The organism is Cellvibrio zantedeschiae (genome assembly GCF_014652535.1).
In the GTDB taxonomy this organism is placed as follows: Bacteria; Pseudomonadota; Gammaproteobacteria; order Pseudomonadales; family Cellvibrionaceae; genus Cellvibrio; species Cellvibrio zantedeschiae.
Map to the genome: position 1 here is coordinate 2,256,379 of NZ_BMYZ01000001.1, position 24,570 is coordinate 2,280,948.

Here is a 24,570-nt window from a genome sequence, read left to right on the forward strand (position 1 = left end):
AATTATGCGAATTCTAGCCTCACCTGCTTTTGCAAATAAAAAAGTAAACCCCTACAACGCCCTGCTTTACAGCAACATGAAAGCTTTTACACGTGCGCACACCAAAAATTTGGTGCACGAATATTCACACAAAAAAGCCATTTTGGAAAAATTCGATATAGTGCACTTCCACTGGCCCGATGGTTACATCAATCAGAAAAATATTTTTAAAGCATTGCAAAGATCTATTTTGCTGAGCTTTATTCTGATGATAGTCAAATTAAAAGGTAGCAAAATTGTATGGACCGTTCACAACGTTGCGCCACACGATGCATTTCACCCTCGCTATTCGCAAGCTTTTATGCGCTGGTTTGCCAGGCAATGCGACGGTTTGATTTTTATGAGCGAAGAAAGTAAAGCAACCTTCTTCAGCTTGTACAACTGCAAAGAGAATATTCACTACGCGATTATTCCCCACGGTCATTACCGCAATTCCTACCCTGACCCGATTGACCAGGCAGCAGCAAAAAACCATTTGGGATTGCCACAAAATAAGCAAGTGCTACTTTTTTTTGGCATGATCAAGCCCTACAAAAACATTGATTTGCTTATGGAGTTATTCACCCAGGCAAAACTCTTTGATTATGTATTGGTTGTAGCAGGCAACACTGATTCACCAGAATTAAAAGAACGATTGAAACAGCATGCCAAAAATCCAAACATCCATTTGCTTTTGCAGTTTATTCCCGACGACAGATTGCATATATATCTCAGCGCTGCTGATGCGGTAATTCTGCCTTACAAATCCATTTTAAATTCTGGCGCATTGCTGTTAGCCCTGTCTTTCAACAAACCTGTAATCGCTCCACATATTGGCGCGTTTGTTTCGTTGCAGCAAGAATTAGGGCGAAAATGGATTTATAGCTATGCGGAAGATTTGGAAGTCGGTGCATTAAAAAATGCATTGCGACATTTGGAAGCGCAAGACCGCAGCAGCCCTTGTCCATTGGAAAATTATGATTGGGACAAAATCGCGGCGTCGACCCTCGCGTTTTATCGACAACTTTTTCCTATTTCATCCAGCTCGGAACAAGCATTGAGTTCATGAATCTTAAGCAGAATTTAGGTAGAAGCACCGCATGGATGAGCCTTGCCGCAAGTGGCAATAGCATCATCAGCTTCATTATTTTTATTGTACTGTCACGCATCCTGAGCGCGACTGATATAGGCTTGGTGGCATTTGCACTTATTGTTGTGGAAATTGGCAAACTTATTGTCAACGCGGGTATCACACAAGCCGTTATCCAACGGGCAGAATGGGACAATACCTATGCATCCACGTGTTTTTATTTAAACGTATTTTTTTCGGTTATTGTTACTTTCGTCACCATGTTCGTCGCAGCGCCCATACTTGCCCACTACTATGAACCCGCAGCTGCACCCATCTTAAAAGTCTTGGCGATCATATTTTTCCTGGAAGGTTTAAAGGCAGTTCATGAAGGAAAATTAAAACGCGAATTTTCATTCCGCGTGATAGCCCTAAGAACCATTGTGGGCAGTTTGGCTTCTGGCGTGCTGGGAATTTATTTGGCCTTCAACGGTTTTGGTGTATGGGCACTGGTATGGCAACAGATTGTTTGCCAATTATTAATCAGCTACATCACCATCAGCTCAGCCAAATGGATGCCAAATTTTTCCTACTCATGGAATTACTCCAAACAAATTCTCAGCTTTTCAACCCCGCTCACGGGCGCACAAATTATTGGCAACATAGGTTCAAAAATTTTTGAAATGCTCGTTGGCATTATGATGGGGCCCGCTGCATTGGGTTTCTTTCGCGTTGGCGGAAGAGCGCTTTATATCTTACAGGACGTCGTCTTAAAGCCGCTTGAAACCACCATTCTGTCTGCGCTTTCGCGTATTGAACAACCGCAACAACAGGCCTTGGGAGTTATGCGAATTATTCGCATGAGCTGTTACATCACCTTCCCGATTTTCTTTGGCGCTGCTGCCATAGGCCCGGAATTTATTACCTTTGCATTCGGTGAAAAATGGGAAATGAGCGGCTACATAATGACTGCGCTCGCTATTGGAATTGCTCCACTAGTCGTTAGCCAGCAAATTAATGCCGTACTCACCGCCAGCGGAAACTCACATCTTGTTATGGTGCTGGCGTCTATCACCTTTGTTGCCAATTGCGTGTTTGGGTCAATCGCAATTCCATTTGGGCTTATTGCAACCGCCTTGGCGTTTTCGCTGAGAAGCTATCTAACGCTATTTTTTAATTTGCAATTTTTTAAACGTGTTTATGGTTTCGGCATCCTGCATGTTTTAAAAATAGCTGCCCCCTCTTTTATATCTTCACTTCTAATGTTTGCAGGTTTATTTGCGATTAAGTTATTTGTTACCAACAGCCTGCCTCCCGTTCTGGCATTAATTATTCTGTGTGCAAGCGGTGCAGTTATATACGCCCTGTGTGTGCGCATTATTTTCAAGCAGGAGACAAAAATATTTCTGCTAGAAACAATTGATCTTGTTCCTTTAAAACTAAAACCCGTATTGGGGAATATACAGCGCTTGATTAAATTGACCTAAATTCTCGACAAGCGTTTTTCCATAGGAGTAGTACATATGAAGTCCTATCTTATCAATCTCGATAAGGATACTCACCGGCTTGGCTTTTTCAAATCCAACTTTGAACGTTTAGGGATTCCCTTTGAGCGAATTTCTGCTGTCGATGGTCGCACCTACAGCGATCAGGATTATCAAAATTTCATGAGCACTCGCCCGAGAAATTATAACCGCGACAAGCCAAAAACCTGGCTGCGCGGCCAAATGGGGTGCTTTCTTAGTCATTACTGCGTGTGGAAAAAAATTGCCGAAGGGAGAGAAAATTTCTGTGCAGTCTTTGAAGATGATATCCACATCTCTGATGACCTGAAATATGTATTGCAAAGTGATAGCTGGATTCCGCAAAACATCGATGTCATTCGCCTGGAAACTTCAACCAATAGAATTCGCCTGACAACACAGCCAGTGCTCAGCTATAAAAAGCGAAATTTGTATGGTGTAAAATCCACCAGCTGGTGCGCTGGCGCCTATATTATTAATCGTAAAACGGCACAACGCTTAGTCGCCTTGTCTGAAAAATATCACGAGCCAGCCGATGTCATGCTCTATCATTTTGATGAATCGGTTATCGCCAAGGATTTAAATATCCTGCAATTTAATCCAGCCTTGTGTACGCAGGACAAACACCTGGCCGACAGTAAGCTTGAAGGCAAGGTTAAATTTTCCAGCAATATAGAATTTGATAACGTGCCTAAAACAGGTCTTACCGGTAAGCTAAAAAAATACTCACCCGTGGCTATCCTTACTGCAATAAGCCGTTCGTTAAATGGCTATAGACGTATAAGTTTTTAACTCGCGACTGGTGTGTATTCACCAGTCGGAATTAAATATGAGAGGGAACATTTTAAGCAGGGGAAATGATTCGGCACCAAATATCTAATAATAAAAGAATAAACCCGCACTCACCTGCCGCGAGAGATAATTACGAACCGCTATACGCGAATCATTTTTTCGCCACCCCGAATCCAGCCGCACTTTCCAATGATGCCCGGAATCGAAAACAATTGTTAGAGGCATAAAATTATGCAGTTTTTCTTTTCTGATTAAATCCGGACTCAAATTTCCGTAATCAATAACCGAGTAAGCGGCAGAAGATCCAATACTCCACTTACTTGAATACTGCCAAAGCGCACTTACAAAAACTGTTTTTACACGCGATGGCGAATCCGACGTTTCACCTATAGCGGGTTCATTTAAGGTATATCCACCCTTAAGATTAATTTTCTCGGTTGCTTGCCATTCCACACCAAGGCTCGCTACAGAACCCGTGGCGTCATTAATACTGCCATCGCGTTTATAGCGTGCAACCAATGCAGAAAAAGTTGTTTTTGGTGAAAGAACCCACTGGCTATCAAGTTCAAGTTGTTGATAATCAAAATCCAGGTCAACATTTACCGGACTTCCCGTTAAGGGATCAATAAGGGGATTGGTATAAGCACGATTACCGGATTTGTAACGCAAAAACACATTGGACTTGTTGCTTGTTTGGTAGCCTACATCTGCAAAGCCCTCTTCCTCTTCAAAGTCCAAAGAATTGCGCTGGTAATTTGAGTGCTCTTGAGTAGATTTGCGACCACCGACGTGGAATGACAATCGTCTGTCATTGCCATAGCCAATTTTTGCGACCAGATCGTCACGAGTGACTATATCTTTTCCAAAGAACTCTAGCCGATCCACTTGATACGAGTTGCGAGAAAAATCAACATCCGTATTAAATTGTTCACCGAACAATCCTTTCCAGCTCAACTGGCCGGTATCAGTCGTTGCATCAAAATCCGGATGCTTATCATATTCATAATGACGTGCTTGCCATTTTGCAATGAGCCGCTGACGACCAAAAGTATCATCAAAACTTATACCGGCAGATGATAAGACTGTACGCTCGGAATCATTCAGCGGAGTGCGGGAGAAATTGCTGTCCCACACACCTTGCACTGAAGCATTTAATTGAAGTGGACCATCATCAGCAGCCAAACATTGGGTGCTGGCAAGGCTCAGTAGAAGTAAAGATTTTTTGTACAAATGTTTACGCATTCATCGTCATTCCTTTTCAATGTATCCGATTCATATATCCCGGTTTCACTTGTGTCCGCAAATCAATAAGCATGTTGCCCTACAAAACCTCTGAACAAGGTTCCCCAAAGAATTTTCAAATCAAGCAGCAAAGACCAATTGCGGATGTATTCCAAATCGTAAGCAATACGCCCTGACATTTTATCGAGCGTTTCAGTTTCACCGCGGTAACCATTAATTTGCGCAAGCCCGGTAATACCTGGTTTAACTTTGTGGCGCAGCATATAGCCTTTAATTTGTCCGCGATAAAACTCATTGTGCGCAACCGCATGCGGACGAGGCCCAACTAAAGACATACTGCCCGACAGAACATTAAACAGTTGCGGTAATTCATCCAATGAAGTGCGACGTAAAAAATTTCCAAAAGGCGTAACACGCATATCACCTTTTTTTGCCTGGGTCACACTATCGCCATCTTCACACACGGTCATGGAGCGAAACTTCCAGACTTTAATATGCTCACCGCCCATACCGTAGCGCGTCTGTTTAAAAAAGATTGGGCCTTTTGATGTCAACTTCACGCCTATTGCAATAAGCAACATAGGAATTGAAAGTGCGATTAGCATACCAAGGCCAATCACCACGTCTTCAAGACGTTTTGCAAGGCTGTTATCAACTAAAGGAGAGTCGTAAATACTTAGCGCAGGAATACCCTGGATGCAGGTCAAACGCGAATGCAACAAATCAAAATTAAACACATCCGGAATAACATAGGGAGTCACGGTTGTATCAGCAAGGCGATTAATAACGGCGTGAATGCGGAACTCGGCGCGCATTGGCAATGTCACAAAAACAATATCAATTTTTCCATCGCGAGCATCCTCATAAAGCTGATCGAGATCGCCATTTACCGGCACGCTTTGCTCTTCTACATCCAAACGACGCTCGTCATCGTTGGTGATGCGGTCATCGTAAAAACCCACCACGCGGTAACCAAGCCAGGGAGTATCTGCAAGAGAATTAATCATGCGTACACCCAACTCATTTGCACCTACGATGGCTACACGACGGGGCTCAGAGGGACTTGAGCGCAATTTTGCGAGCACAACCCGGCGTGCCCAGTGCAAGCTAATCATCACTTCCGGTGTAATTGCCAACCACAAGATGACCGATTGCAAATCTATTTTTGCAAATGGCAGAACCGATATGAGTGCCACCGCAATTAGCAAAGCGGTAAGCAACCATGAAAAAATCAATCGCGAGGCCAAACTTGTCATCGAATAACCGCGCCACAAATAATAGACTTCATTACCCTCAGCAAAAAAACCAAAAATAATGACTGCACCAATTGCAAGGATTGTGTAACCGTTATCCCACTCTATTTGCAATACACGCAGAATAACCCACAACACACATACTATAAGCACACTATCCAAAGCACGAAACAAGGCGAGGATTTTAGAATGATGAAGTCGAATAACTTGCGGTTGGGTTGACAAATTTGCAGGATACAAGGGTCCATTTGGCGTCATAGGACTGTTCATTTACTACCTCCAGTCAGCAATAGCATTTTCACTCATTAACGTCTGCATTATTCAGACCACAAACAATATTTATCGCGATTTTTAGATAAAGATGTCGTGATATTCCGCAACAACTTATAAAAACAGCAGCTCTACGCAAGTTTTAACGACAAAAAAATTCAGCCGATCTTTCCGGCTTAATTTCATTGCCTGCATTTAATGCAAAAAAGCAAACACTTCTGGTAGGAATTCACCAGAAGATGGCGAGACTCTACAAGATTAAATTTTGTAAATTGGTTCGCTGCCGAACATAGATCTTGCCACTTGTCGGGAATGAGAACAGCGCACATAAAAGTTAATTTTTTATTAAATAAAAAGCCATTTTGATACAGAGTTGATCTCAAATTATTATTTTTGCACTATCTAAATGCATAAGCCTATGAATTAAAAAACGACATATTTTAAAATTAATAATGGAATTAATTAAAAATGGTGCATAAAAACTACACCGCTGTTGCAAGGAAGATTTAAGCGCTATAATGCGCGCTAATTAGTCAGCCATTTCATTGTCAATTCGGGTATGTCATGTCCACCCTCAAATATCTCACCGGATATCCCGCTGAAACTATTAACCAGGTTCAACAAGTTATTACTGACGAACGTTTAAGCGAAATTTTGCGAAAAAAATACCCTCAATGCCATTCTGTACGCACAGATAAGCAACTTTATGAATTTACGGTAGCACTGAAAAATCAATTTATGAGTAAAGCCCAACCATTAAGCCGGGCACAATACGACTCAAAAATCAAAGTTATCCAACACGCGCTTGGCCAGCATCACTACATAACACGTGTACAGGGCAATAAAACCAAAACCGTCAATGAAATTAAAATCGCCAGTGTTTTTCGCATTGCGCCGGAAGCTTTTTTAAAAATGATAGTCGTGCACGAGCTGGCGCATTTTAGAGAAAAAGAACACAACAAAAGTTTTTATCAACTTTGTCGTCATATGGAACCTAACTACCATCAATACGAATTTGATTTGCGTTTGTATTTAACGCATCTGGATTTGTATGGAGAACTTTATTCGTGAAATCTGAACACATGGAGAACTACACAAAAGGCATTATCTGCATTCTTCTTGGAACCTGTTGTTTCGCGGCCAAAGGAATTTTAATAAAACTCGCCTACCGCTACGGGGTTACAGCAACGCCATTGCTGATGTTGCGCATGCTATTTTCCCTGCCTTTTTATGCCGGCGTAGCTATTTGGCTGCAAACGCAACAACAAAGCGCACTCAGCAAAACGGAAGTCTGGCAAATCATTGGCTTGGGGTTACTCAGCTATTATGTATCCAGCTTGTTTGATTTTATGGGGCTGCAATACATATCAGCGGGACTGGAGCGCCTGATTTTGTACGTGTACCCCACGCTGGTCTTATTGATTCTCGCATTTATAAAACATCAAAAAATTTCGGCTAAGGAAAAACTTGCGCTGGCCATTGCTTACACCGGCATGCTGCTGGTTTTCGTCCACGACATAAAATTGGGTAACTCATGGGAAGTTACAACGCTGGGCAGTGGATTGGTTTTATTAAGTACCATTTCTTTTGCCATATTTATTGTGTTGGCTGGCGATATGATTCCACGGGTGGGCTCACTGCGCTTCACAGCATATGGAATGCTATCGGCTTGTGCAGGAGTTATTGCCCATAATCTAGCGATTGAAGGTGTAGATAGTATTCAACAACCCCTGCCCGTTTATGCTTTAGCCTTTGCGTTGGCGATATTTTGCACGGTCATCCCGTCGTTTCTTATGAATGAAGGCATTCGAATCATAGGCAGTGGGCGCGCTGCAATTCTTGGTATATTCGGGCCGGTTGTTACCTTATTTTTAGGTGCACTGGTGTTGAGTGAAAGCCTTAGCTTTATCCAACTCGCTGGAGCCGCATTAGTGATTGGCGGTGTAATATTAACAAGCCGTAAGAAGTAGATTTTGTTCACTAAATAGCCAATCCCTCTGGGTTTAAAAAAGCAACTTTTAACCCCGAGCTATAAGTCATATAATTGGGATAAGTACTTTAACTTTTCTTATCTATCATTCAAAGCAAATCCGCGTTACTTTTTGCACCAGTAAAATGTCTTCTATGGGCTAAAAGCATCGATTAAGAAGGTGGGATTTTGTTCCACTCGCCAAAAACTGCGGAATGGCGACATTAAACAGTCTGATGAAATACATTTTTCATTGAGAAATAAGATGATTCGCTCATCCAAACATCGATTTGATAACTAGAATTAGCTGCATCTGAGTGCATCTCAGCATCCAGGCTACTTTAGCTACAAACAGAGAAACACAAAAATTAACTTCAAACAATAACTGCTTTCAAGTACGAGAGCCCAGCAGGAGAATCCCATGAAAAAGATCAAACCACTTGCACTTACTATTATTGCTACTCTCCCCCTAACTGCTCTGGCTGCGTCCAGCAGCTCCAGCAAAATACCGGACTGGAAATTAGCGGAAGCCACCGAAGTATGGTCACCGGTACCGGCCGTAGTAACAGCCAATGAAAACACCCCACCCTCTGATGCTATCGTTTTGTTCGACGGCAAATCTCTCAGCCAATGGCAAGGTGTTGAAGGTGGCGATGCAAAATGGACCGTGCAAAACGGTAGCTTCACAGTAGCGCCAAAAACTGGCGATATTAAAACCAAAGAATCTTTTTGCGATGTGCAATTGCACGTTGAATGGGCGACACCCACCAAAGTTACCGGCGATGATGGCAAAGAATTAACCAGTCAGGGCCGCAATAACAGCGGTATTTTCTTGCAGGAACAATATGAAGTACAAGTATTGGATTCCTACAACAACAAAACTTATTCCAATGGCCAAGCGGGTTCTATTTATAAGCAACATATTCCACTGGTTAACCCAACCCGCGCACCGGGCGTATGGCAAACCTACGATATTATTTTTACCGCGCCAAAATTCAGCAGCGATAAAAAATTAACTTCACCAGGCCGCGCTACCGTGTTGTTAAACGGTGTGCTGGTGCAAAACAATGTTGAAATCCAGGGTGCTACCGGTTGGATTGGAAAACCTGTTTACACCGCTCATGGCTGCGCGCCATTGCGTTTACAAGATCACGGTAACCCAGTGAGCTTCCGTAACATCTGGGTTAGAAAATTGTAATTATCGATACATCTTTATACCTTCCTGCGCCGCAGCTTTTGCATTAGTAGATGCATTTTAAAAAGCTGCGGCGTATTTTTAAATCTTTTTACAGTGAGAGCGAAGATTATGTCTTTCTCTAAATTTATGTATTTTTCCAGGTTAGCGGGAATTAGCCTTGCACTAATTAGTTTTACATCCAGCGCGCTTGTTGCAGCCGCTGAAAGCCCCTTAACAGCATTTAAAGAAAGCCCCGAATGGACAAGCGCTGCAGCTGTTAGTGCTATAGGCAAAAAATTCCAAATCGACAAAAAGCCCCAAGCCGAACTCAATACAATTTTGGTTAATACGGGTGATGTAACCAAAAGCAAACATCTCGTCGGAAAAAACGTTTTTGGTGATACCGTTTTAAGCATGGAGTACCTGGTTGCCCAAGGTACTACCGCAAAAATATTTTTGCATGGCCACTACTCTATTGAACTAAAAAACAAAAATAATGAATGGCAAAGCTTAAGTGTAAAATTCCGCGCTCCACGTTTTAATGAAGCCAGCGAGAAAGCACAGAATGCAATGTTTTTGGAAATCCGTATCAATGGCGAAGTTGTTAGCACTAATCAGCTTATTGCAACTTACAATGAAAACGCATTGACTAATTGGGAAAGCGAGGCAGGGGTAACCAGTATTCTTGCCAACCAGGGCCAATTTGCTTTCCGCAATTTTAAAGTTGAACCGGCAGATTATTCCAAGATCACGCCACCCGCACAAAGCAGCGGAGCAACCAATGAAGCAGAATTGGTTGACTATGTAGCCTTAGGTAAAGAAAGTTTTGAATCTTTCGGCTGTAATGTTTGTCACTCAACCGCAAAAGATGATCCAACAGTAACAACCGGCCCTAACCTGTTCGGTTTATTTACGCGCGAGCCTCGTTCACGTGAAGTCGTTGAAGGCGGCGAAGGTCATCGTTTTAATATCAAAGCAGATCGCGAATATTTACACCGCAGCATTCGCTCACCCACAGATCAAATTGCAATCGGCGAAAAAGGCGCTAAAAAAGGCGAAGTTTATCCACCGATTATGCCGCCCTTCAGTGCCCAAATTATTAGCGACATGCAAATCGAAGCAATTGGCTCTTATCTTTCAACTTTGAATGATCTGCAAAACCGTGGCCCGGTTGTTAAATTAATGACTCAAGGTCCGGTTGAAAAATACAATCCTGTAGAAGACAGATTGCAATTGTTAGTTGATGACCAAGTGCGCATTCAACGTGGTCCTATCCTGGGCGTTTCAGGTCGCGCAATTCACGTAGGTAACGTAAACGGAGTGAATTATTCGTTTGATCCTCGCATTCTCGCTATTGCAAAAATCTGGCAAGGCGGATTTTTGGATATGACCGGCGAATTTACTAATCGCGGCGGCAAAGGTTTGAAAATGGGTTTTGAAAGCCGTGAAATCAGTTTGGGCGATAAAGAATATTTATTCGCGCCTTTAAACGCAGCAGGTTCAATTGTAGATTTCTCTTTTAAAGACGCGAAATTTGGCGATCTCGAAACCGTTAAAAAATCTCTTTATAGCAAAGAAGATCACCTCACTAGATTGGCAGCGGTTGATGCGCAATTTTTAGGTTACACCCGCAACTCAAAAGACAAAGCCCAAGCGCCCAGCTTTAATTATCGCGTAGGTCAAAACACTCTCGCTGTTCAAACAACCTTTGCAGCTGACGGTAAGGTTACAATTAATGTCACGGGCGAATTAAAAACTGAACAAGCATTTGCAATTAACACGAGTTCATTAACACAGCCGCAAGCCACCGCTGGCAAAATTGAAAATGCTGTGTGGAAATTACCGGCCGGAAAAATTAATGCGACCTTGAATGCAAAAATTGCATTGGCAAATAATGTGTGGCACGCGCCAAAATCAACGTTTGATAATCGCAAGCAGCCGCTTAAGATCACTGCGTCAAAAGCGGATATGCCTGCAGGTTACAGCATTGAAAGTTACTATCCACCTAAAGATAATTTTGGCCGCGAACAATTGTTTGAAGCGCTCGGCACTGCAATTGCTCCCGATGGAACTATCGTAGTAGCAACTCGCACCGCTGGTATTTGGCGCCTCGTGAAAGATAAATCGGGTAAAAGCGAATGGCAATTATTTGCTGAAGGTACTTTCGACAGCCTTGGCGTTTTGGTAGAAGATAAAAAAGGCCTCACAGTCGTTGCCGGACAAAAAGCAGAACTCACTCGCATTAGCGACACCAACGGCGATGGCATAGCTGACAGCTACCAAACATTATTCGACGCCCATTCCTATCACGGCAACTATCACTCTTATATGCACGGCCCTGTTCGCGGCGCCGACGGTGCCTATTACCTCAGCATTAATCTTGGTGATGGTGGCGATGGTTCGCTTTATAACGCTGGCGGAAAATATATGGGCAGCGCAGGCGGATTCGCTGGCTGGAATATTCGTGTTGATGCAAGTAATAAAAATGGCATCGCCAAATTCACTCCGTGGGCATACGGTTTACGCAGCCCGGCTGGTCTTGCACTGAGTCCGGATGGTCGTTTGTGGTATTCCGATAACCAGGGTGAATATGTAGGTACCTCGAAAATTTTTGTGATCGAGCAAGATAAATTTTATGGTCACCCTTCAAGCCTCGTTGATCTGCCGGGAATGACTCCAGATTCGCCAGAAATTCAATGGCCGAAGTTTGCAGACAAACGCCCGACAGCTGCGATTCTTTTACCGCACAATAAAGTGGCAAACTCACCCGGCAATCCAGCGTGGGATACCACCAAAGGAAAATTCGGTGTATTCGCTGGCCAAATGTTAATTGGCGACCAAACCCAATCGAATTTGCTGCGCGTAAATACTGAAGTTGTGGATGGTGTTGAGCAAGGCGGCGTAATGCCATTTATCGACGGGCTTGAGTCCGGCGTTATGCGTCCTGTATTCCTTCCTGATGGAAGTTTATTACTCGGCCAAACAGGTCGTGGCTGGCAAGCTAAAGGTGGCCACGTAGCGAGCATGCAGCGTATTGTGTGGGATGGTAAAACCGTAGCGCCAGCAATTCACAGCGCACACGCAACCAGCTCAGGTTTTACATTGCAACTTACTCAACCACTCAATGACAATATTGATGCGACAAAATTGCAATCTTTGCTGTCAGTGCAATCATGGGTATATCGTGATGCGCCAGATTATGGTTCTGATGAGTTAGGTAAAGCTTTGGAAAGAATTACAAACATCAGTATCAGCGCAGATCGCAAACAAATTACAATGAACCTGGCAGAACTTGGTCATGCTTCTGTTCATCCGCAGCAAACCGCGCGTGTTTATCACATCACTTTAAACAACCAAAATTTGTTTAAAGATGCAGCATCCGCACAACTGCAGGCTTATTACACCTTGTATAAATTCGCAAAACCGAATTAATACTTTTAGTAGTAAGTTGATTCTCAATGGCCACCCTGAAAAGTGGCCATTATTTTTTAATGCACCCGTTTAAATGAAGGTATCGCATGAAGTTAAAAACCCTCCCCCTCCTCATTAGCACCCTTATTGCAACACAAGTATTTGCAGCTACCGATGAAGTTGTAGTCACCGGCACATACAGCCCGGTAACCAGTGAGCAATTAGCTTCTTCTGTTACGGTTATTAGCCAGGAACAATTAGCCGCGTTAAGCAGCCACAGCCTCGTGGATGCATTACGCCAAGTGCCCAGCATCTGGGTTGAAGAACAAGGTGGCCCGGGTGGCCTTACTGCTATTGCATTGCGCGGTGCAGAAGCAAATCACACCTTGGTATTGCTGGACGGCGTGCAATTGAATGACCCAACAAATACTCGCGGTGGCGCATTTGATGTTAATAACATCAACATAGATTCTATTAAACGCATTGAAATTATTCGCGGAGCACAATCTGCCATTTACGGCTCAGATGCACTCGCCGGCGTTATTCATATCATCACCGTTGAAGCCACTGAAACTGCACAACAAAATCTTTCTGTTGCAGTAGGTGAAGACGGTTATAAAACAGCAAGCCTGACTGCAACAGGCACTGCCGGTAATTTGGGTTACGCGGTAAAAGTGCAAGGTAAAGATGCAGGCGAACCTATTGAAGGTAGCAGCGCGGAAAACAAAGAAGCTTTAGTGAAATTGAATTGGAAACAAGACGCTCACAACCTGGATTTTTCATACCGTTATTTAGACGGTGAAAAAACTACCTTCCCGGAACAAAGCGGTGGCTCACTGTTTGCGCAACTGCGTGATCTCGACCAAAGTGAGTTTACCGACCAAAATGCTGCGCTTGCATGGCAATGGCAAGTTAATGATTTTTGGCGTAGCAAGCTGCAAGGCGCATGGTTTAATCGTCAGGAAAATTTAACCTCACCGGGTATTGTTCCCTTTGATGCAGTACCTGCGAATGGTGCGGATACAGATTTCACTCGCACTAATTTCAGCTGGACCAACACTCTTGGCAATGAAAAATCTGTGTGGGGAAATATTGGTGTAGAAACCAAACACGAATCTGGCGATAGCGTAGGCTATTTGGATTTTGGTTTTAAAATGCCAACTGATTTTAGTTTGGATCGCCGTATTGATAGCGTCTTCGTAAACATTAACGGTTACATCAATGAAGATTTGCTCGTGCAAGCAAGTGCTCGCCGCGATGACGCAGAAAATCTTGCACCTAAAGATAGCGTGCAAGGCGGAGTTCGCTATCAAATCAACGACAACTTAAGTTGGTTTGCAAATGCCGGCCAAGGCTTTAAATTGCCCAGCTTCCTCGCATTGGGTCACCCGCTCGTTGGCAATAAAAATTTGAAACCAGAACGTGCCACCACTCGCGACACAGGTTTGGAATGGTCTGCCAATAACACTAGTATTAATTTCAGTGTTTTTAGAAATACCTACCTGGACCTGATTGATTTTGATGCTGAATTATTCACCAACGTAAACCGTAACCAAGTTGACACTCGCGGTGTTGAAACTGAAATCCATTGGCACTCGCAAGATAACCAATGGCAATTGGGCGCGCACGCTAGCTATGCCGATATTGATGCAGAAAATCCACTTATGGGTAGGCCACAAGTTAAGGCAGGCGCAACCGCAACTTATAACCTGAATGATAGTTGGCAATTCAATGCCAATTACTTATGGGTAGATGATCGCCTTGCCGCTAGCCGTTATACGGGTGATACCGTGGTTGAAACTTTGGATAAGTACAATCGTTTTGACTTGGGCGCGAAGTGGACAGTGAATTCACAACTCACCATCAACCTCAGCATTGAAAATATTACTGACGAAGATTACATGAACGACATAGGTTTCCCGGCAATTGGCCGCACCGGTTTTGTGGGTGCTAATTTTAGTTTTTAATTGATCTGGATTTTTCGGTATCAAATTGGGAGTTATATTTTTAACCGCTCCCGCAATAAAAAAGCTCCCGTTAATCGGGAGCTTTTTTATTTAAAGTACGGCAATTTCATTTTCGTATCAATCACTACTCATCAATCACCAGCGTGCTTGCAATCAAATCATGTAAGGCCTGCTTCTTAGCCGTGAAAGCGGCCATGATATAACCCAGGCACAAAAATAATCCGGATAATATTTTGCTCCAGTAACGGCCATTTGCACGAGCTAAAGATATACGTCTACCTTGATCATCAGTCACCACTATACCCAGTGCCATTTTGCCTAGCGTTGCCTGTTTAGCTGAAGACTCAAGCAAGGTGTAATAAAGCCAGTTAAGTGCAAAGCTCATGGCTATAAAACCAAATGCCATACTTAATCCAAAAGGAATTGCGCCAATACTGCCTGAAAAAATAGCTGCACCAAAACTCAGGGCGAAAAAGCCAATACAAATTCCGTTCAAAATGGAAAGTATCATCCAATCAATCACAAAAGCACCAAAGCGCTTCCAAAAACCTGCGTGATTTTTATAGACCACCTGAGCAGCGGCAACCTCAGAGAATGCAAATGCATTCCCGCACGCCGAACAATAACTGGCATTATTAGCGTTTTGCGCCCCACACTTTAAACACTGCATTACGCACTCCTTATTTTTTGATCATTATTATGCAAAGCAACTATAAGCTTTTTATATACTCCAGCAAAGCCATGCGTTCTTGCTCATTTAATTGCGTACCGTATTCATGCCCTACATTCGAGTTACCGGTTGAGCGGGTATCAAACAAACTAGCATTCGCCACTTCCAGGGTTTGATTGCCGAGCTTCACTCGGTCAAGCTCGCGGTTACCTACAAAAAATTGTGCAGGACGCTGTGCAGCGGGCAGCAACAAATCGTAAACTGTCGGCACAGAACCATTGTGTAAATAAGGTGCAGATGCCCAGATGCCATTAATAGGTCGCGCTTTGTAGTAACGGACAGTATTATCAGCATGGCTCATTTTATTTGTAGCGAATTCCTGAACAACAGAACAAAATGAATCCCAAGGATGATCCAACAGAGATCCGGTAACTACATGCATTACAACATCCAAACGCGTAGCTTCTGCCTTAAATTTTTGGCCGAACCAAAGCGCAAAATGTTTCCCTTCCAGCTCCCCGGTTTTTACAGTACCTTCCGTAAAATTATTCACCATTAGCATATCCGTGCCCACTTCATTTGCTGGAACTAACACAGCTGATAATTTGCGATCCGCATCCTCAGAATTCACCAGACTATGACATTGCAAACAATGCTGTTTATAAATTGTTTCGCCTTTTTCAATTAGTTTTTTATCCAAACGGCCAGCTAAATCTTTCGGCCATTTAGGTGAACTCAACTTATAATATTTGCGCTGGATGTAACCCAAATTTTTAATTTGAATGCTGGAAGGATAGGTTTTTCCATGACCCAAAACATCCACAGTTCCGTAAACAGCTAAAGCAGTTGTCGCATTTTGCGCTAAAGGCCCGGGCTCCATATTGGGTGCAGAGGCATTCCACTGAACCACATCCAAATGGGATGCATCCCATAACACAGGAAAACTGGTAGGCGCATTAGGCGAGCGCGCGTTCGCTGGTATATTTAAAGCTTCCGCTGCAACCGCATTAAAAATTTGCCCGAATGCATCCAGGCGCCCGTGACCATAGGGAACTTGTGTCGCATTAATTGCATAACGCGTTTCTAACTCCTGAATACGCGTTTCGATCTGCTGCTTAACAAGGTCTGGTTTAATTTTTTGCGTTTGCTGCAAGCGCGCTGTAAATCTTTGCCACTTTTCCGGCTGGGAAATTGTTGCTTTTAGTGCGGCTAATAATTCGGTTTCAAATTGCGTGTAATTTATTAAACTCTGCCCACCATCAATGCGAACAGGCTTACTATTAATAGTAACTTGGCCCGTATGGCATGCAGCGCAACTTAAGCCAACCCAGGCGTTACCCTTATCATCCTGATCACGCACAACACCTACAGGTAAAGCATCCGGGTTAAATTTATTTGCCGAATCGGTGACAAATCCCAAATCAGCCATATGCGAATTGTTGCGAAATAATTGTTCGCCTTCAGCATTTTCTAATGAGAGAAACCAGCTGTAATTTAAAATTCGCGATCCGAAGGATGTATAGGATAATTGTTGGCGCTCCGCCATGCTCCAACCCTGCCCTAAATAAGTCACACCGTCTTTAGTCAAGGTGGTGTGTGCATCGGGAGCAAAGGGATCTTGTCGCAAATGGCGCAACAAAAGAAAGATCGCGGCAATAATCAAAACTAAAATGAGCAGGCAAGTAACTAGTTTATAACTTTTCTTTTTCATATCATCCATTTCCGGCCTGTGAACAGACCCAAGCAAAGTTAATCAGTCATTAGCGTTTTTGAAATTCTGCGAACACTTCTACATTGACTTCATCGCCTACCGCAGGAACCAAATAATCCATTCCAAATTGCGAGCGTTTAAAACTGGTTGTAGCGGTGAAACCAATGGTATAGCGGCCGGTTAACATATTTTCACCACCCCCATTAAAAACCACGTCCAGCACTATAGGGGCGACCACACCGTGCAAGGTTAAATTGCCGCTAAATTTTGCGTGAGATTGGTCAACCAATTGCACACTGGTAGTTTTGAAAAAGGCCTGCGGATATTTTTCCGCATCGAACCAGCTACTACCGCGCAGCGTTTCAGCAAGCTCAGCGTTGTTAACGTCGATGCTGGCAATACTAATTACAGCAGATAAGTTGGCATTTTCCATATGTGCCGGATCAAATTCCAATGAGGCATCAACGCTATTAAAGCGACCGACAAAAGTAGACATACCCATGTGATTAATTTTGAAAAGCACAGTCGTGTGCTGCTTATCGATTTGGTAGGCGCCGGGCTTGAGGTTTACTATCCCGGTTTTTACTTTGGGTTGGATTAAATATCCACAGGCGCTGAGCAAAAGCGTAAGGGAAATCAGCAATATTTTTTTGTAATCAACGCTAAAGTACGGCATAGATTCCCTCATTAACTGATTTCAAAAAGCAGTAATACACCGCGAAGCTGAAAAAAAAAGGAAGGCTACCAAAACGGCAACCTTCCTTTTGAGAAACAATAACACCTGCTCTTATTCTGGCAAGGTGATATTCAATTCCAATACCGAGCAATTATCCGTGTTATCCAAATTGACAACCACTTGGTCTGATTCAATATGAATATACTTACGGATAACCGCAATAATTTCCTGCTGCATTTGCGGCAAGAAATCTGGTTGCTTTAAATTTCTTTTATTGCGTTCGTGCGCAACAATAATTTGCAAACGCTCTTTTGCAGTGGATGCAGATGTTGGTGCACTTTTCTTTTTAAAGTAGTCAAAAAGGCTCACTATTTACCTCCCAGCAAACGCGCTAAGAAACCCTTCTTTTCCGCTTCAAGGAAGCGATGTGGAAGATCACTGCCCAACAATCTATCTACAGCATCGTTATAGGCTTGGCCAGCTTGCGTCTCTTCATCAAGAATTACTGGCGTGCCCTGGTTAGAGGCTTTGAGTACAGCTTCTGATTCTGGAATTACACCCAGCAAAGGAATTGCCAAAATTTCTTCTACGTCACCCACGCTTAACATTTCACCAGCGGCAACACGAGTTGGGTTGTAGCGAGTCAACAACAAATGTTCTTTGATTGGCTCAAGATTTTGTTCTGCACGGCGCGATTTGGATTGCAGGATTCCGATAATACGATCTGAGTCGCGAACAGAAGAAACCTCAGGGTTTGTTACTACAATCGCGATATCGGCAAAGTACAATGCCATTTGCGCGCCCTGCTCAATGCCCGCAGGTGAATCACAAACGATGTAATCAAAATCTTTTGATAAATCATTTAACACCGCTTCAACGCCTTCTTTGGTTAAAGCATCTTTATCGCGAGTTTGTGAAGCCGGTAAAACGTATAAGTTATCTGTACGCTTATCTTTAATCAGTGATTGGCTGAGATTGGATTCGCCTTTAATGACGTTTACAAAATCGTAAACTACACGGCGCTCACAGCCCATAATCAAATCGAGATTACGTAAACCCACGTCGAAATCAATAACCACAGTTTTGTGGCCACGCATTGCCAAACCTGTACTGATTGCTGCGCTGGAAGTAGTTTTACCTACACCGCCTTTACCCGATGTAACAACAATAATCTTAGCCAAGGTAGGCTCCTTAAATTTTCTATGGTCTTAAAGTGAAAAAAATAATTTTAATTTTTAAATGGATTACGAACTAGTTTTTATGAGCTATTGGATTACACACTCAACAGTTTATGCACTAACAAGGGCTTCAACGGCAACCTTCTCGCCCTTAAGCGAAATTTGCACCGGCTTTTTTAATAATTCTTTTGGTAAGGCATCTTGCAACATAAAATTGCCCGCGACTGAAACCAATTCGGCCTCGATATTCTGGCAAAAAATTCGCGCGCTTTCATCGCCTTTCACACCAGCCAAAGCACGACCGCGCAAAGTGCCATAAATGTGGATATGACCATCCGCTAAGACTTCCGCACCTTCACTTACCTGGGCGAGCACAATTAAATCGGCTCCCTCGGCGTAAATCTGTTGGCCAGACCGCACAGGACGTGTGACAACACGGCTCATACGCTGCACTACACGCTCTTCAATAACAGTTTCTACTACGGTTTCAACACGGGTTTCAACGATAGTTTCCGGCGCTTTCGTTTTGGCTGCAGCAGGAATTTTTAAAGCGCGCTCAGATGGTGTTGGCAAAATCGCCAAACCGGTTTTTTGAACGCTTGCTAAAAGTGCTTCCGGTACAGCGGTAAAACCTAAAGGCTGCAAATCCAGCTTTCGGCAAATTTGAATCAAGCTATCGGCATTGGCAAGTAACGCTGTGCAATTTTCAGGGTTTTCCAAACGCTCCAAACTGATCAGTACCGGCGAATTCACAAAAAAATGCGGTGCCTGGTCAATCTTTTCTTTCAATTCTACCGCGAGCGTATCGGGGTTATATTCAACCAGAGCCAGCACCACCACGGTCAGGGCACTGCCTTTAAGCTGAAAACTCACATCTATCATTAGGGACTCTCTTGCCTGCATTCAATCTGTATAAGGCCGCCATTATCAAGCTGCTGGAGTTTTAGTCAAGATAAAGCGCTTGCTGATTAGCATGGCTTATTCCATGATTCTGCCCCGCATGCAGCCTGGGTTTCATTCAGGCCGGATTAAGGCGTCGCAACTTATAAAGAGCCTAAGGTGTCAGAGTCCCAAGTTGGGCTTAACGCCTTTGCCTCGCAGCGTTTATCCTGATAAGGCAGCGAGCCCGCCAACTGGACATAAGACGAGAAATCACATGAAATTCCCGATGAGTTTGGCAAAATCTTTACACAAAGCTGTTCTGGCTTTGCTGACTGTCATTCCCCTTCTGATGATGGCGCCTGTAAGCCAGGCTGCAAATCAAGAGGACGTAGAATTCAGCCAAGCTGAACTCGACCAAATGCTCGCACCAATCGCTCTTTACCCCGATGCACTGCTTTCGCAAGTTCTCATTGCTGCAACTTATCCGTTGGAAATTATCCAGGCTGACCGTTGGGTGCGCAGCAATAAAGATCTCAAAACTGAAGATGCCCTCAAATTTGCTCAAAATAAAGATTGGGACCCTAGCGTAAAAGCACTGGTCGCGTTTCCCGACATTTTGAAGCGCATGAGCGAAGACGTAGATTGGACTCAACGTTTGGGCGACGCATTTTTAAGTGACGAAGAAGCCGTTATGGATGCAGTACAAAGACTGCGCAAACGCGCTTATGCCACAGGCAATTTGGAAAAAGCACAGCACATTACCGTTGAGCGTGATGACAACAACATCATTATTGAACCGGCAGAGGAACGCATAGTTTACGTGCCCGTGTACGACACCCGTGTTGTTTATGGCAACTGGTGGTGGCCGGATTATCCACCGGTTTTTTGGCACTACCCAAGCAGCTATACCTACGTGTCCGGCTTTTACTGGGGCACCAGTATTTACCTTGGCCCAACCTACTTTTATAGTTCGTGCCGCTGGCGTGACCGTCGCGTAGTGGTTGTAGATCATCACCATCATTACGACGGACACACACGTTTTTACACCGGCAGAAGCATTGTGGGTCATTCAAGTGCACGCCTCTGGCGTCACGAGCCCGCGCATAGACATGGTGTGGCTTATTACAACAACAATTTGCGTGAGACTTATGGCAGCCGCCGCCAGTCCTATCAAAACGACCGCGACTATCGTCAACAACATCGCGATAACAGCGTGAATCAAAACCCACGTATTAGCGACGGCTGGAAGCGCGACAACGACAGGCGAGATGATGACAACCGCTGGGATAACAACGGTAATCATGACCGCAATAACAGAAATGAAAACCGCAATCCTAACGGCCACTATGATCGTGCTGATCAAGTACGCGAGCGTTTGAACCGCGATAGTAATGATCGCGATAACAACATCAACAATCGTCCGTTGCGAGGCAATACCGACGCGCGCGGTGTTCGCGTGCAAAATCAGGCACAGCAACAAGTAACCACGGAGAATAATATCTCTCCCTCATTCAATCGCACCGAGGAAAACGGTCGCAACCGTGGCAACGTGGAGCAAGGCAGACAATCTGAACGAGGCATTGATGTAAACAACAATAACCGGCTCAATATTGATCAAGAGCGCCGGATCGTGACGGATGATGCTGATCGCCGCCCCAATTTCTCTGGCCCCGTGCAACGTGCACAAGAGCAGCGCATCAGCGAACCGCAACCCAGAGTTGAGCGCCAAATGGAGCGGCAGGAAGTGCGAAGAGCTGAGTTTTCGCCACCCCGGAATGACAATGAAGGGCGCGGTCAGCCTCAGCAAAGAGCCGAACGAGCACACAATAACCCGCGCTTTTCACGCGATAAAAATGACGACAACAAATAAGCAATAGAAGATAAAAACCTCGCCCAGTGCGAGGTTTTTTTATTTGTGCTGCAGCCTATCCCTACCCGCTTAGCTTCCTTCTCGCCCCCGCATTCTTTATAGTACGCGCTTTATAAAATCCCCTGCCCGAACGAGGTTAGCCCCATGGCTCAATACGTATTTAGCATGCACAGGCTTGGCAAAATTGTCCCGCCCAAGCGTGAAATTCTTAAAGATATTTCCCTCTCCTTCTTCCCCGGCGCCAAAATCGGTGTACTAGGTTTGAACGGATCAGGTAAGTCAACGCTTCTGAAAATCATGGCAGGTGTAGATCAGGATTTTAACGGCGAAGCCCGCCCAATGCCGGGAATCAAAATCGGTTACCTGCCACAAGAACCACAACTCGACCCAGCTAAAGACGTATTAGGCAACGTACAAGACGGCGTGCGTGAAGCTGTAGATGCTTTGGCTGAACTTGACCGTATCTATGCAGCTTACGCTGAACCCGATGCAGACTTTGATGACTTGGCAAAGAAACAAGCCAAGTGCGAAGACATCATCCAAGCCTGGGATGCCCATAACCTGCAACACACCTTGGAAGTTGCTGCCGACGCATTGCGTCTCCCACCATGGGATGCTGACGTAACCGTATTGTCTGGTGGTGAGCGCCGCCGTGTAGCCCTATGCCGTTTGCTCCTGTCGCGCCCAGACATGCTGCTCCTCGACGAACCAACCAACCACTTGGACGCTGAATCTGTTTACTGGCTGGAACAATTCCTTCACAGCTTTACCGGCACCGTAGTGGCCATTACCCACGACCGTTACTTCCTCGATAACGCCGCAGGCTGGATTCTGGAACTTGACCGTGGCCACGGTATTCCATATGAAGGCAACTACACCAGCTGGCTGGAGCAAAAAGATGCCCGTTTAGAGCAAGAAGCCCGCTCAGAAGCCGCTCACCAAAAAGCATTGAAAACCGAATTGGAATGGGTTCGCCAGAATCCAAAAGGCCGCCAAGCCAAGAGCAAGGCGCGTCTCGCTCGCTTCGATGAATTGCAATCGCAAGAATTCCAGGCGCGTAACGAAACCAACGAGATCTACATTCCGCCAGGTGAGCGCTTGGGCGATAAAGTGATCGAGCTGCAAAACGTGAGCAAAGGTTACGGCGACCGTTTGTTGATCGACAATCTCTCCATCAGCATTCCAAAAGGTGCAGTAGTCGGGATTGTGGGCGGTAACGGTGCAGGTAAATCAACCCTCTTCCGCATGATCTCCGGTACTGAGAAGCCAGATAGCGGAACCGTGACTTTGGGCGATACCGTAAAAGTGGCTTACGTTGAACAGAGCCGCGAAAACCTGGACGATAAAAAGTCTGTATGGGAAGCAGTTTCTGACGGCGCCGATATTTTGAAAATCGGTAACTACGAAGTAAGCTCGCGCTCTTATTTGGGCCGCTTCAACTTTAAAGGTTCTGACCAACAAAAACGCGTAAGCGAATTGTCTGGTGGTGAGCGCGGCCGTTTGCATTTGGCCAATACTTTAAAACAAGGCGCAAACGTACTCTTACTCGACGAACCCTCAAACGATTTGGATATTGAAACCTTACGTGCACTGGAAGATGCAATCCTCGCATTCCCAGGCTGTGTACTGGTAATCTCGCATGATCGCTGGTTCCTCGACCGTATCGCGACTCATATCCTCGCGTATGAAGGAGAATCAGATATCGTTTTCTTTGAAGGCAACTACACCGACTACCACGAAGATTTGGTAAAACGTAAAGGCAATGATTCCCAGCCGAAGCGTATGAAGTACAAACCGCTTAAGGCCTAATCTTTTTCTAAATAAATCCTTGGCGTAAAAAATGCACAGCTCACGTAAGTGTCTGTGCATTTTTTTTGGTTGTAATTTTGAGTAAACAATTGGCGCCTGTTTCAAAACTGTAACAATTCCTACATAAACTCGGAGCATCAGCAACAGTGCCGAGGCTTTCCTATGAGCTTTATTGATGCAGAACTTGTACAGCGAATCCATAACGACTTTCTCGATAGCTACGATGAGGAGCTTGAGTTGGAGATGGAGGATCGTATTTATTTTCAAGACAACGATCTGGATTCACCCACTCAGTCACCGGAATCCAAAGAATATCGTCAACTTTATTTTCGCGAACTCTTTCGCCTGCAAGCCGAGCTGGTGAAATTGCAAGATTGGGTAGCGGCCACGGGCCACAAAGTTGTTGTTATTTTTGAGGGGCGCGACGCTGCCGGTAAAGGTGGCGTTATAAAGCGCATAACCCAGCGACTCAATCCGCGCATTTGTCGCGTTGCTGCGTTGCCAGCACCCAACGAACGTGAACGCACACAATGGTATTTTCAGCGTTATGTATCGCACCTACCGGCGGCGGGCGAAATCGTATTATTTGACCGTAGCTGGTACAACCGCGCCGGCGTTGAACGCGTCATGGGTTTTTGCACCGACGAGCAATACGAAGAATTTTTTAGATCAGTACCCGAATTCGAAAAAATGCTCGTTCGCTCCGGCATTCAAGTTATCAAATATTGGTTTTCGATTTCTGACGAGGAACAAAATTTACGCTTCCTTGGCCGCATTCACGATCCTTTAAAGCAATGGAAGCTAAGCCCCATGGATCTGGAATCGCGTAGGCGCTGGGAGCACTACACCAAAGCCAAAGAAATTATGCTGGAGCGGACTCATATTGAAGAGGCGCCTTGGTGGGTTGTTGAAGCGGTCGATAAGAAAAAGGCTCGCTTGAATTGCATACATCATTTGTTGCAACAAATGCCTTATGAAGAAATAAAACGCCCCACAATTGATTTACCTGAGCGCGAATATCATGAAGATTATGCCCGCAGGCCCGTTCCCAAAGATATGTTTGTACCCGATATTTATTAATCT

General features: G+C 44.5%; 19 protein-coding genes. 11 read left to right on the forward strand and 8 right to left on the reverse strand.

Features of this window, described 5'->3' with window-relative positions; translation table 11 throughout:
• The first annotated feature begins 4 nt into the window (after positions 1–4).
• From IE104_RS10020 to IE104_RS10030, 3 genes are read left to right on the forward strand one after another with little or no spacing between them, the layout of a single operon-like run.
• A complete protein-coding gene (locus IE104_RS10020) occupies positions 5–1,087 on the forward strand; it encodes a glycosyltransferase family 4 protein (protein ID WP_189417960.1) in 1,083 nt (360 codons plus the stop codon).
• Positions 1,084–2,574 (forward strand): lipopolysaccharide biosynthesis protein, encoded by a 1,491-nt coding sequence (locus tag IE104_RS10025; RefSeq protein WP_189417962.1) that lies wholly within the window; start codon positions 1,084–1,086, stop codon positions 2,572–2,574. The genes IE104_RS10020 and IE104_RS10025 overlap by 4 nt, the downstream gene beginning before the upstream one ends.
• 36 nt (positions 2,575–2,610) lie before the next feature.
• Positions 2,611–3,402 carry a glycosyltransferase family 25 protein gene (locus tag IE104_RS10030; protein WP_189417964.1) on the forward strand — a complete coding sequence of 264 codons (792 nt, stop codon included), beginning with the start codon at positions 2,611–2,613 and terminating at the stop codon, positions 3,400–3,402.
• Positions 3,403–3,486: 84 nt separating this feature from the next.
• Here the strand turns inward: IE104_RS10030 and IE104_RS10035 are convergent, their stop codons facing one another.
• Together IE104_RS10035 and IE104_RS10040 are read right to left on the reverse strand one after the other, a co-directional pair.
• The gene (locus tag IE104_RS10035) at positions 3,487–4,644 is read right to left on the reverse strand and encodes a hypothetical protein (protein ID WP_189417966.1); all 1,158 of its coding nucleotides are present in this window, start codon (positions 4,642–4,644) and stop codon (positions 3,487–3,489) included.
• A 62-nt stretch (positions 4,645–4,706) separates the two neighbouring features.
• Positions 4,707–6,167, reverse strand: a complete 1,461-nt coding sequence (locus IE104_RS10040) for an undecaprenyl-phosphate glucose phosphotransferase (RefSeq protein ID WP_229837765.1) — start codon at positions 6,165–6,167, stop codon at positions 4,707–4,709.
• A 564-nt stretch (positions 6,168–6,731) separates the two neighbouring features.
• Between IE104_RS10040 and IE104_RS10045 the strand changes: the two genes are divergently transcribed.
• From IE104_RS10045 to IE104_RS10065, 5 genes are all read left to right on the forward strand, one after another.
• A complete protein-coding gene (locus IE104_RS10045) occupies positions 6,732–7,238 on the forward strand; it encodes a M48 metallopeptidase family protein (protein ID WP_189417967.1) in 507 nt (168 codons plus the stop codon).
• Positions 7,235–8,137 (forward strand): DMT family transporter, encoded by a 903-nt coding sequence (locus IE104_RS10050; protein WP_189417969.1) that lies wholly within the window; start codon positions 7,235–7,237, stop codon positions 8,135–8,137. Before IE104_RS10045 ends, IE104_RS10050 begins: the two co-directional genes overlap by 4 nt.
• A 420-nt stretch (positions 8,138–8,557) precedes the next feature.
• On the forward strand, positions 8,558–9,334 hold the full coding sequence (locus IE104_RS10055) for a 3-keto-disaccharide hydrolase (RefSeq protein ID WP_189417970.1): 777 nt from the start codon (positions 8,558–8,560) through the stop codon (positions 9,332–9,334).
• 108 nt (positions 9,335–9,442) lie between these two features.
• Positions 9,443–12,745 (forward strand): PQQ-dependent sugar dehydrogenase, encoded by a 3,303-nt coding sequence (locus tag IE104_RS10060; protein WP_229837766.1) that lies wholly within the window; start codon positions 9,443–9,445, stop codon positions 12,743–12,745.
• Positions 12,746–12,831: 86 nt separating this feature from the next.
• Entirely contained in the window at positions 12,832–14,691 is a 1,860-nt protein-coding gene (locus IE104_RS10065; protein ID WP_189417972.1) for a TonB-dependent receptor plug domain-containing protein, read from the forward strand.
• Positions 14,692–14,815: 124 nt separating this feature from the next.
• Here the strand turns inward: IE104_RS10065 and IE104_RS10070 are convergent, their stop codons facing one another.
• The 6 genes from IE104_RS10070 to minC all read right to left on the reverse strand — a co-directional run bounded on the left by IE104_RS10070 (position 14,816) and on the right by minC (position 19,808).
• On the reverse strand, positions 14,816–15,361 hold the full coding sequence (locus IE104_RS10070) for an RDD family protein (RefSeq protein ID WP_189417974.1): 546 nt from the start codon (positions 15,359–15,361) through the stop codon (positions 14,816–14,818).
• A 40-nt stretch (positions 15,362–15,401) separates the two neighbouring features.
• Entirely contained in the window at positions 15,402–17,072 is a 1,671-nt protein-coding gene (locus IE104_RS10075; protein ID WP_189417975.1) for a di-heme-cytochrome C peroxidase, read from the reverse strand.
• A 49-nt stretch (positions 17,073–17,121) separates the two neighbouring features.
• On the reverse strand, positions 17,122–17,748 hold the full coding sequence (locus IE104_RS10080; protein WP_189417977.1) for a YceI family protein: 627 nt from the start codon (positions 17,746–17,748) through the stop codon (positions 17,122–17,124).
• A 111-nt stretch (positions 17,749–17,859) separates the two neighbouring features.
• Entirely contained in the window at positions 17,860–18,117 is a 258-nt protein-coding gene (gene minE, locus IE104_RS10085) for a cell division topological specificity factor MinE (RefSeq protein ID WP_189417979.1), read from the reverse strand.
• Entirely contained in the window at positions 18,117–18,929 is an 813-nt protein-coding gene (gene minD / locus IE104_RS10090; protein WP_189417981.1) for a septum site-determining protein MinD, read from the reverse strand. The genes minE and minD overlap by 1 nt, the downstream gene beginning before the upstream one ends.
• Positions 18,930–19,037: 108 nt before the next feature.
• A complete protein-coding gene (gene minC / locus IE104_RS10095) occupies positions 19,038–19,808 on the reverse strand; it encodes a septum site-determining protein MinC (protein WP_189417983.1) in 771 nt (256 codons plus the stop codon).
• 274 nt (positions 19,809–20,082) lie between these two features.
• Between minC and IE104_RS10100 the strand changes: the two genes are divergently transcribed.
• The 3 genes from IE104_RS10100 to ppk2 all read left to right on the forward strand — a co-directional run bounded on the left by IE104_RS10100 (position 20,083) and on the right by ppk2 (position 24,567).
• Entirely contained in the window at positions 20,083–21,678 is a 1,596-nt protein-coding gene (locus IE104_RS10100; protein ID WP_189417985.1) for a DUF3300 domain-containing protein, read from the forward strand.
• A 144-nt stretch (positions 21,679–21,822) separates the two neighbouring features.
• Positions 21,823–23,487, forward strand: a complete 1,665-nt coding sequence (gene ettA, locus IE104_RS10105) for an energy-dependent translational throttle protein EttA (protein WP_189417987.1) — start codon at positions 21,823–21,825, stop codon at positions 23,485–23,487.
• Between the two features lie 162 nt (positions 23,488–23,649).
• On the forward strand, positions 23,650–24,567 hold the full coding sequence (ppk2, locus tag IE104_RS10110) for a polyphosphate kinase 2 (protein ID WP_189417989.1): 918 nt from the start codon (positions 23,650–23,652) through the stop codon (positions 24,565–24,567).
• The last annotated feature ends 3 nt before the right edge of the window (positions 24,568–24,570 follow it).

Bases quoted from the DNA above. Each gene is read 5' to 3' on its own strand.
- IE104_RS10020 (WP_189417960.1), top strand. From the start codon at position 5: ATGCGAATTCTAGCCTCACCTGCTTTTGCAAATAAAAAAGTAAACCCC.
- IE104_RS10025 (WP_189417962.1), top strand. From the start codon at position 1,084: ATGAATCTTAAGCAGAATTTAGGTAGAAGCACCGCATGGATGAGCCTT.
- IE104_RS10030 (WP_189417964.1), top strand. From the start codon at position 2,611: ATGAAGTCCTATCTTATCAATCTCGATAAGGATACTCACCGGCTTGGC.
- IE104_RS10035 (WP_189417966.1), bottom strand. From the start codon at position 4,644: ATGCGTAAACATTTGTACAAAAAATCTTTACTTCTACTGAGCCTTGCC.
- IE104_RS10040 (WP_229837765.1), bottom strand. From the start codon at position 6,167: ATGAACAGTCCTATGACGCCAAATGGACCCTTGTATCCTGCAAATTTG.
- IE104_RS10045 (WP_189417967.1), top strand. From the start codon at position 6,732: ATGTCCACCCTCAAATATCTCACCGGATATCCCGCTGAAACTATTAAC.
- IE104_RS10055 (WP_189417970.1), top strand. From the start codon at position 8,558: ATGAAAAAGATCAAACCACTTGCACTTACTATTATTGCTACTCTCCCC.
- IE104_RS10060 (WP_229837766.1), top strand. From the start codon at position 9,443: ATGTCTTTCTCTAAATTTATGTATTTTTCCAGGTTAGCGGGAATTAGC.
- IE104_RS10065 (WP_189417972.1), top strand. From the start codon at position 12,832: ATGAAGTTAAAAACCCTCCCCCTCCTCATTAGCACCCTTATTGCAACA.
- IE104_RS10070 (WP_189417974.1), bottom strand. From the start codon at position 15,361: ATGCAGTGTTTAAAGTGTGGGGCGCAAAACGCTAATAATGCCAGTTAT.
- IE104_RS10075 (WP_189417975.1), bottom strand. From the start codon at position 17,072: ATGAAAAAGAAAAGTTATAAACTAGTTACTTGCCTGCTCATTTTAGTT.
- IE104_RS10080 (WP_189417977.1), bottom strand. From the start codon at position 17,748: ATGCCGTACTTTAGCGTTGATTACAAAAAAATATTGCTGATTTCCCTT.
- minC (WP_189417983.1), bottom strand. From the start codon at position 19,808: ATGATAGATGTGAGTTTTCAGCTTAAAGGCAGTGCCCTGACCGTGGTG.
- IE104_RS10100 (WP_189417985.1), top strand. From the start codon at position 20,083: ATGAAATTCCCGATGAGTTTGGCAAAATCTTTACACAAAGCTGTTCTG.
- ettA (WP_189417987.1), top strand. From the start codon at position 21,823: ATGGCTCAATACGTATTTAGCATGCACAGGCTTGGCAAAATTGTCCCG.
- ppk2 (WP_189417989.1), top strand. From the start codon at position 23,650: ATGAGCTTTATTGATGCAGAACTTGTACAGCGAATCCATAACGACTTT.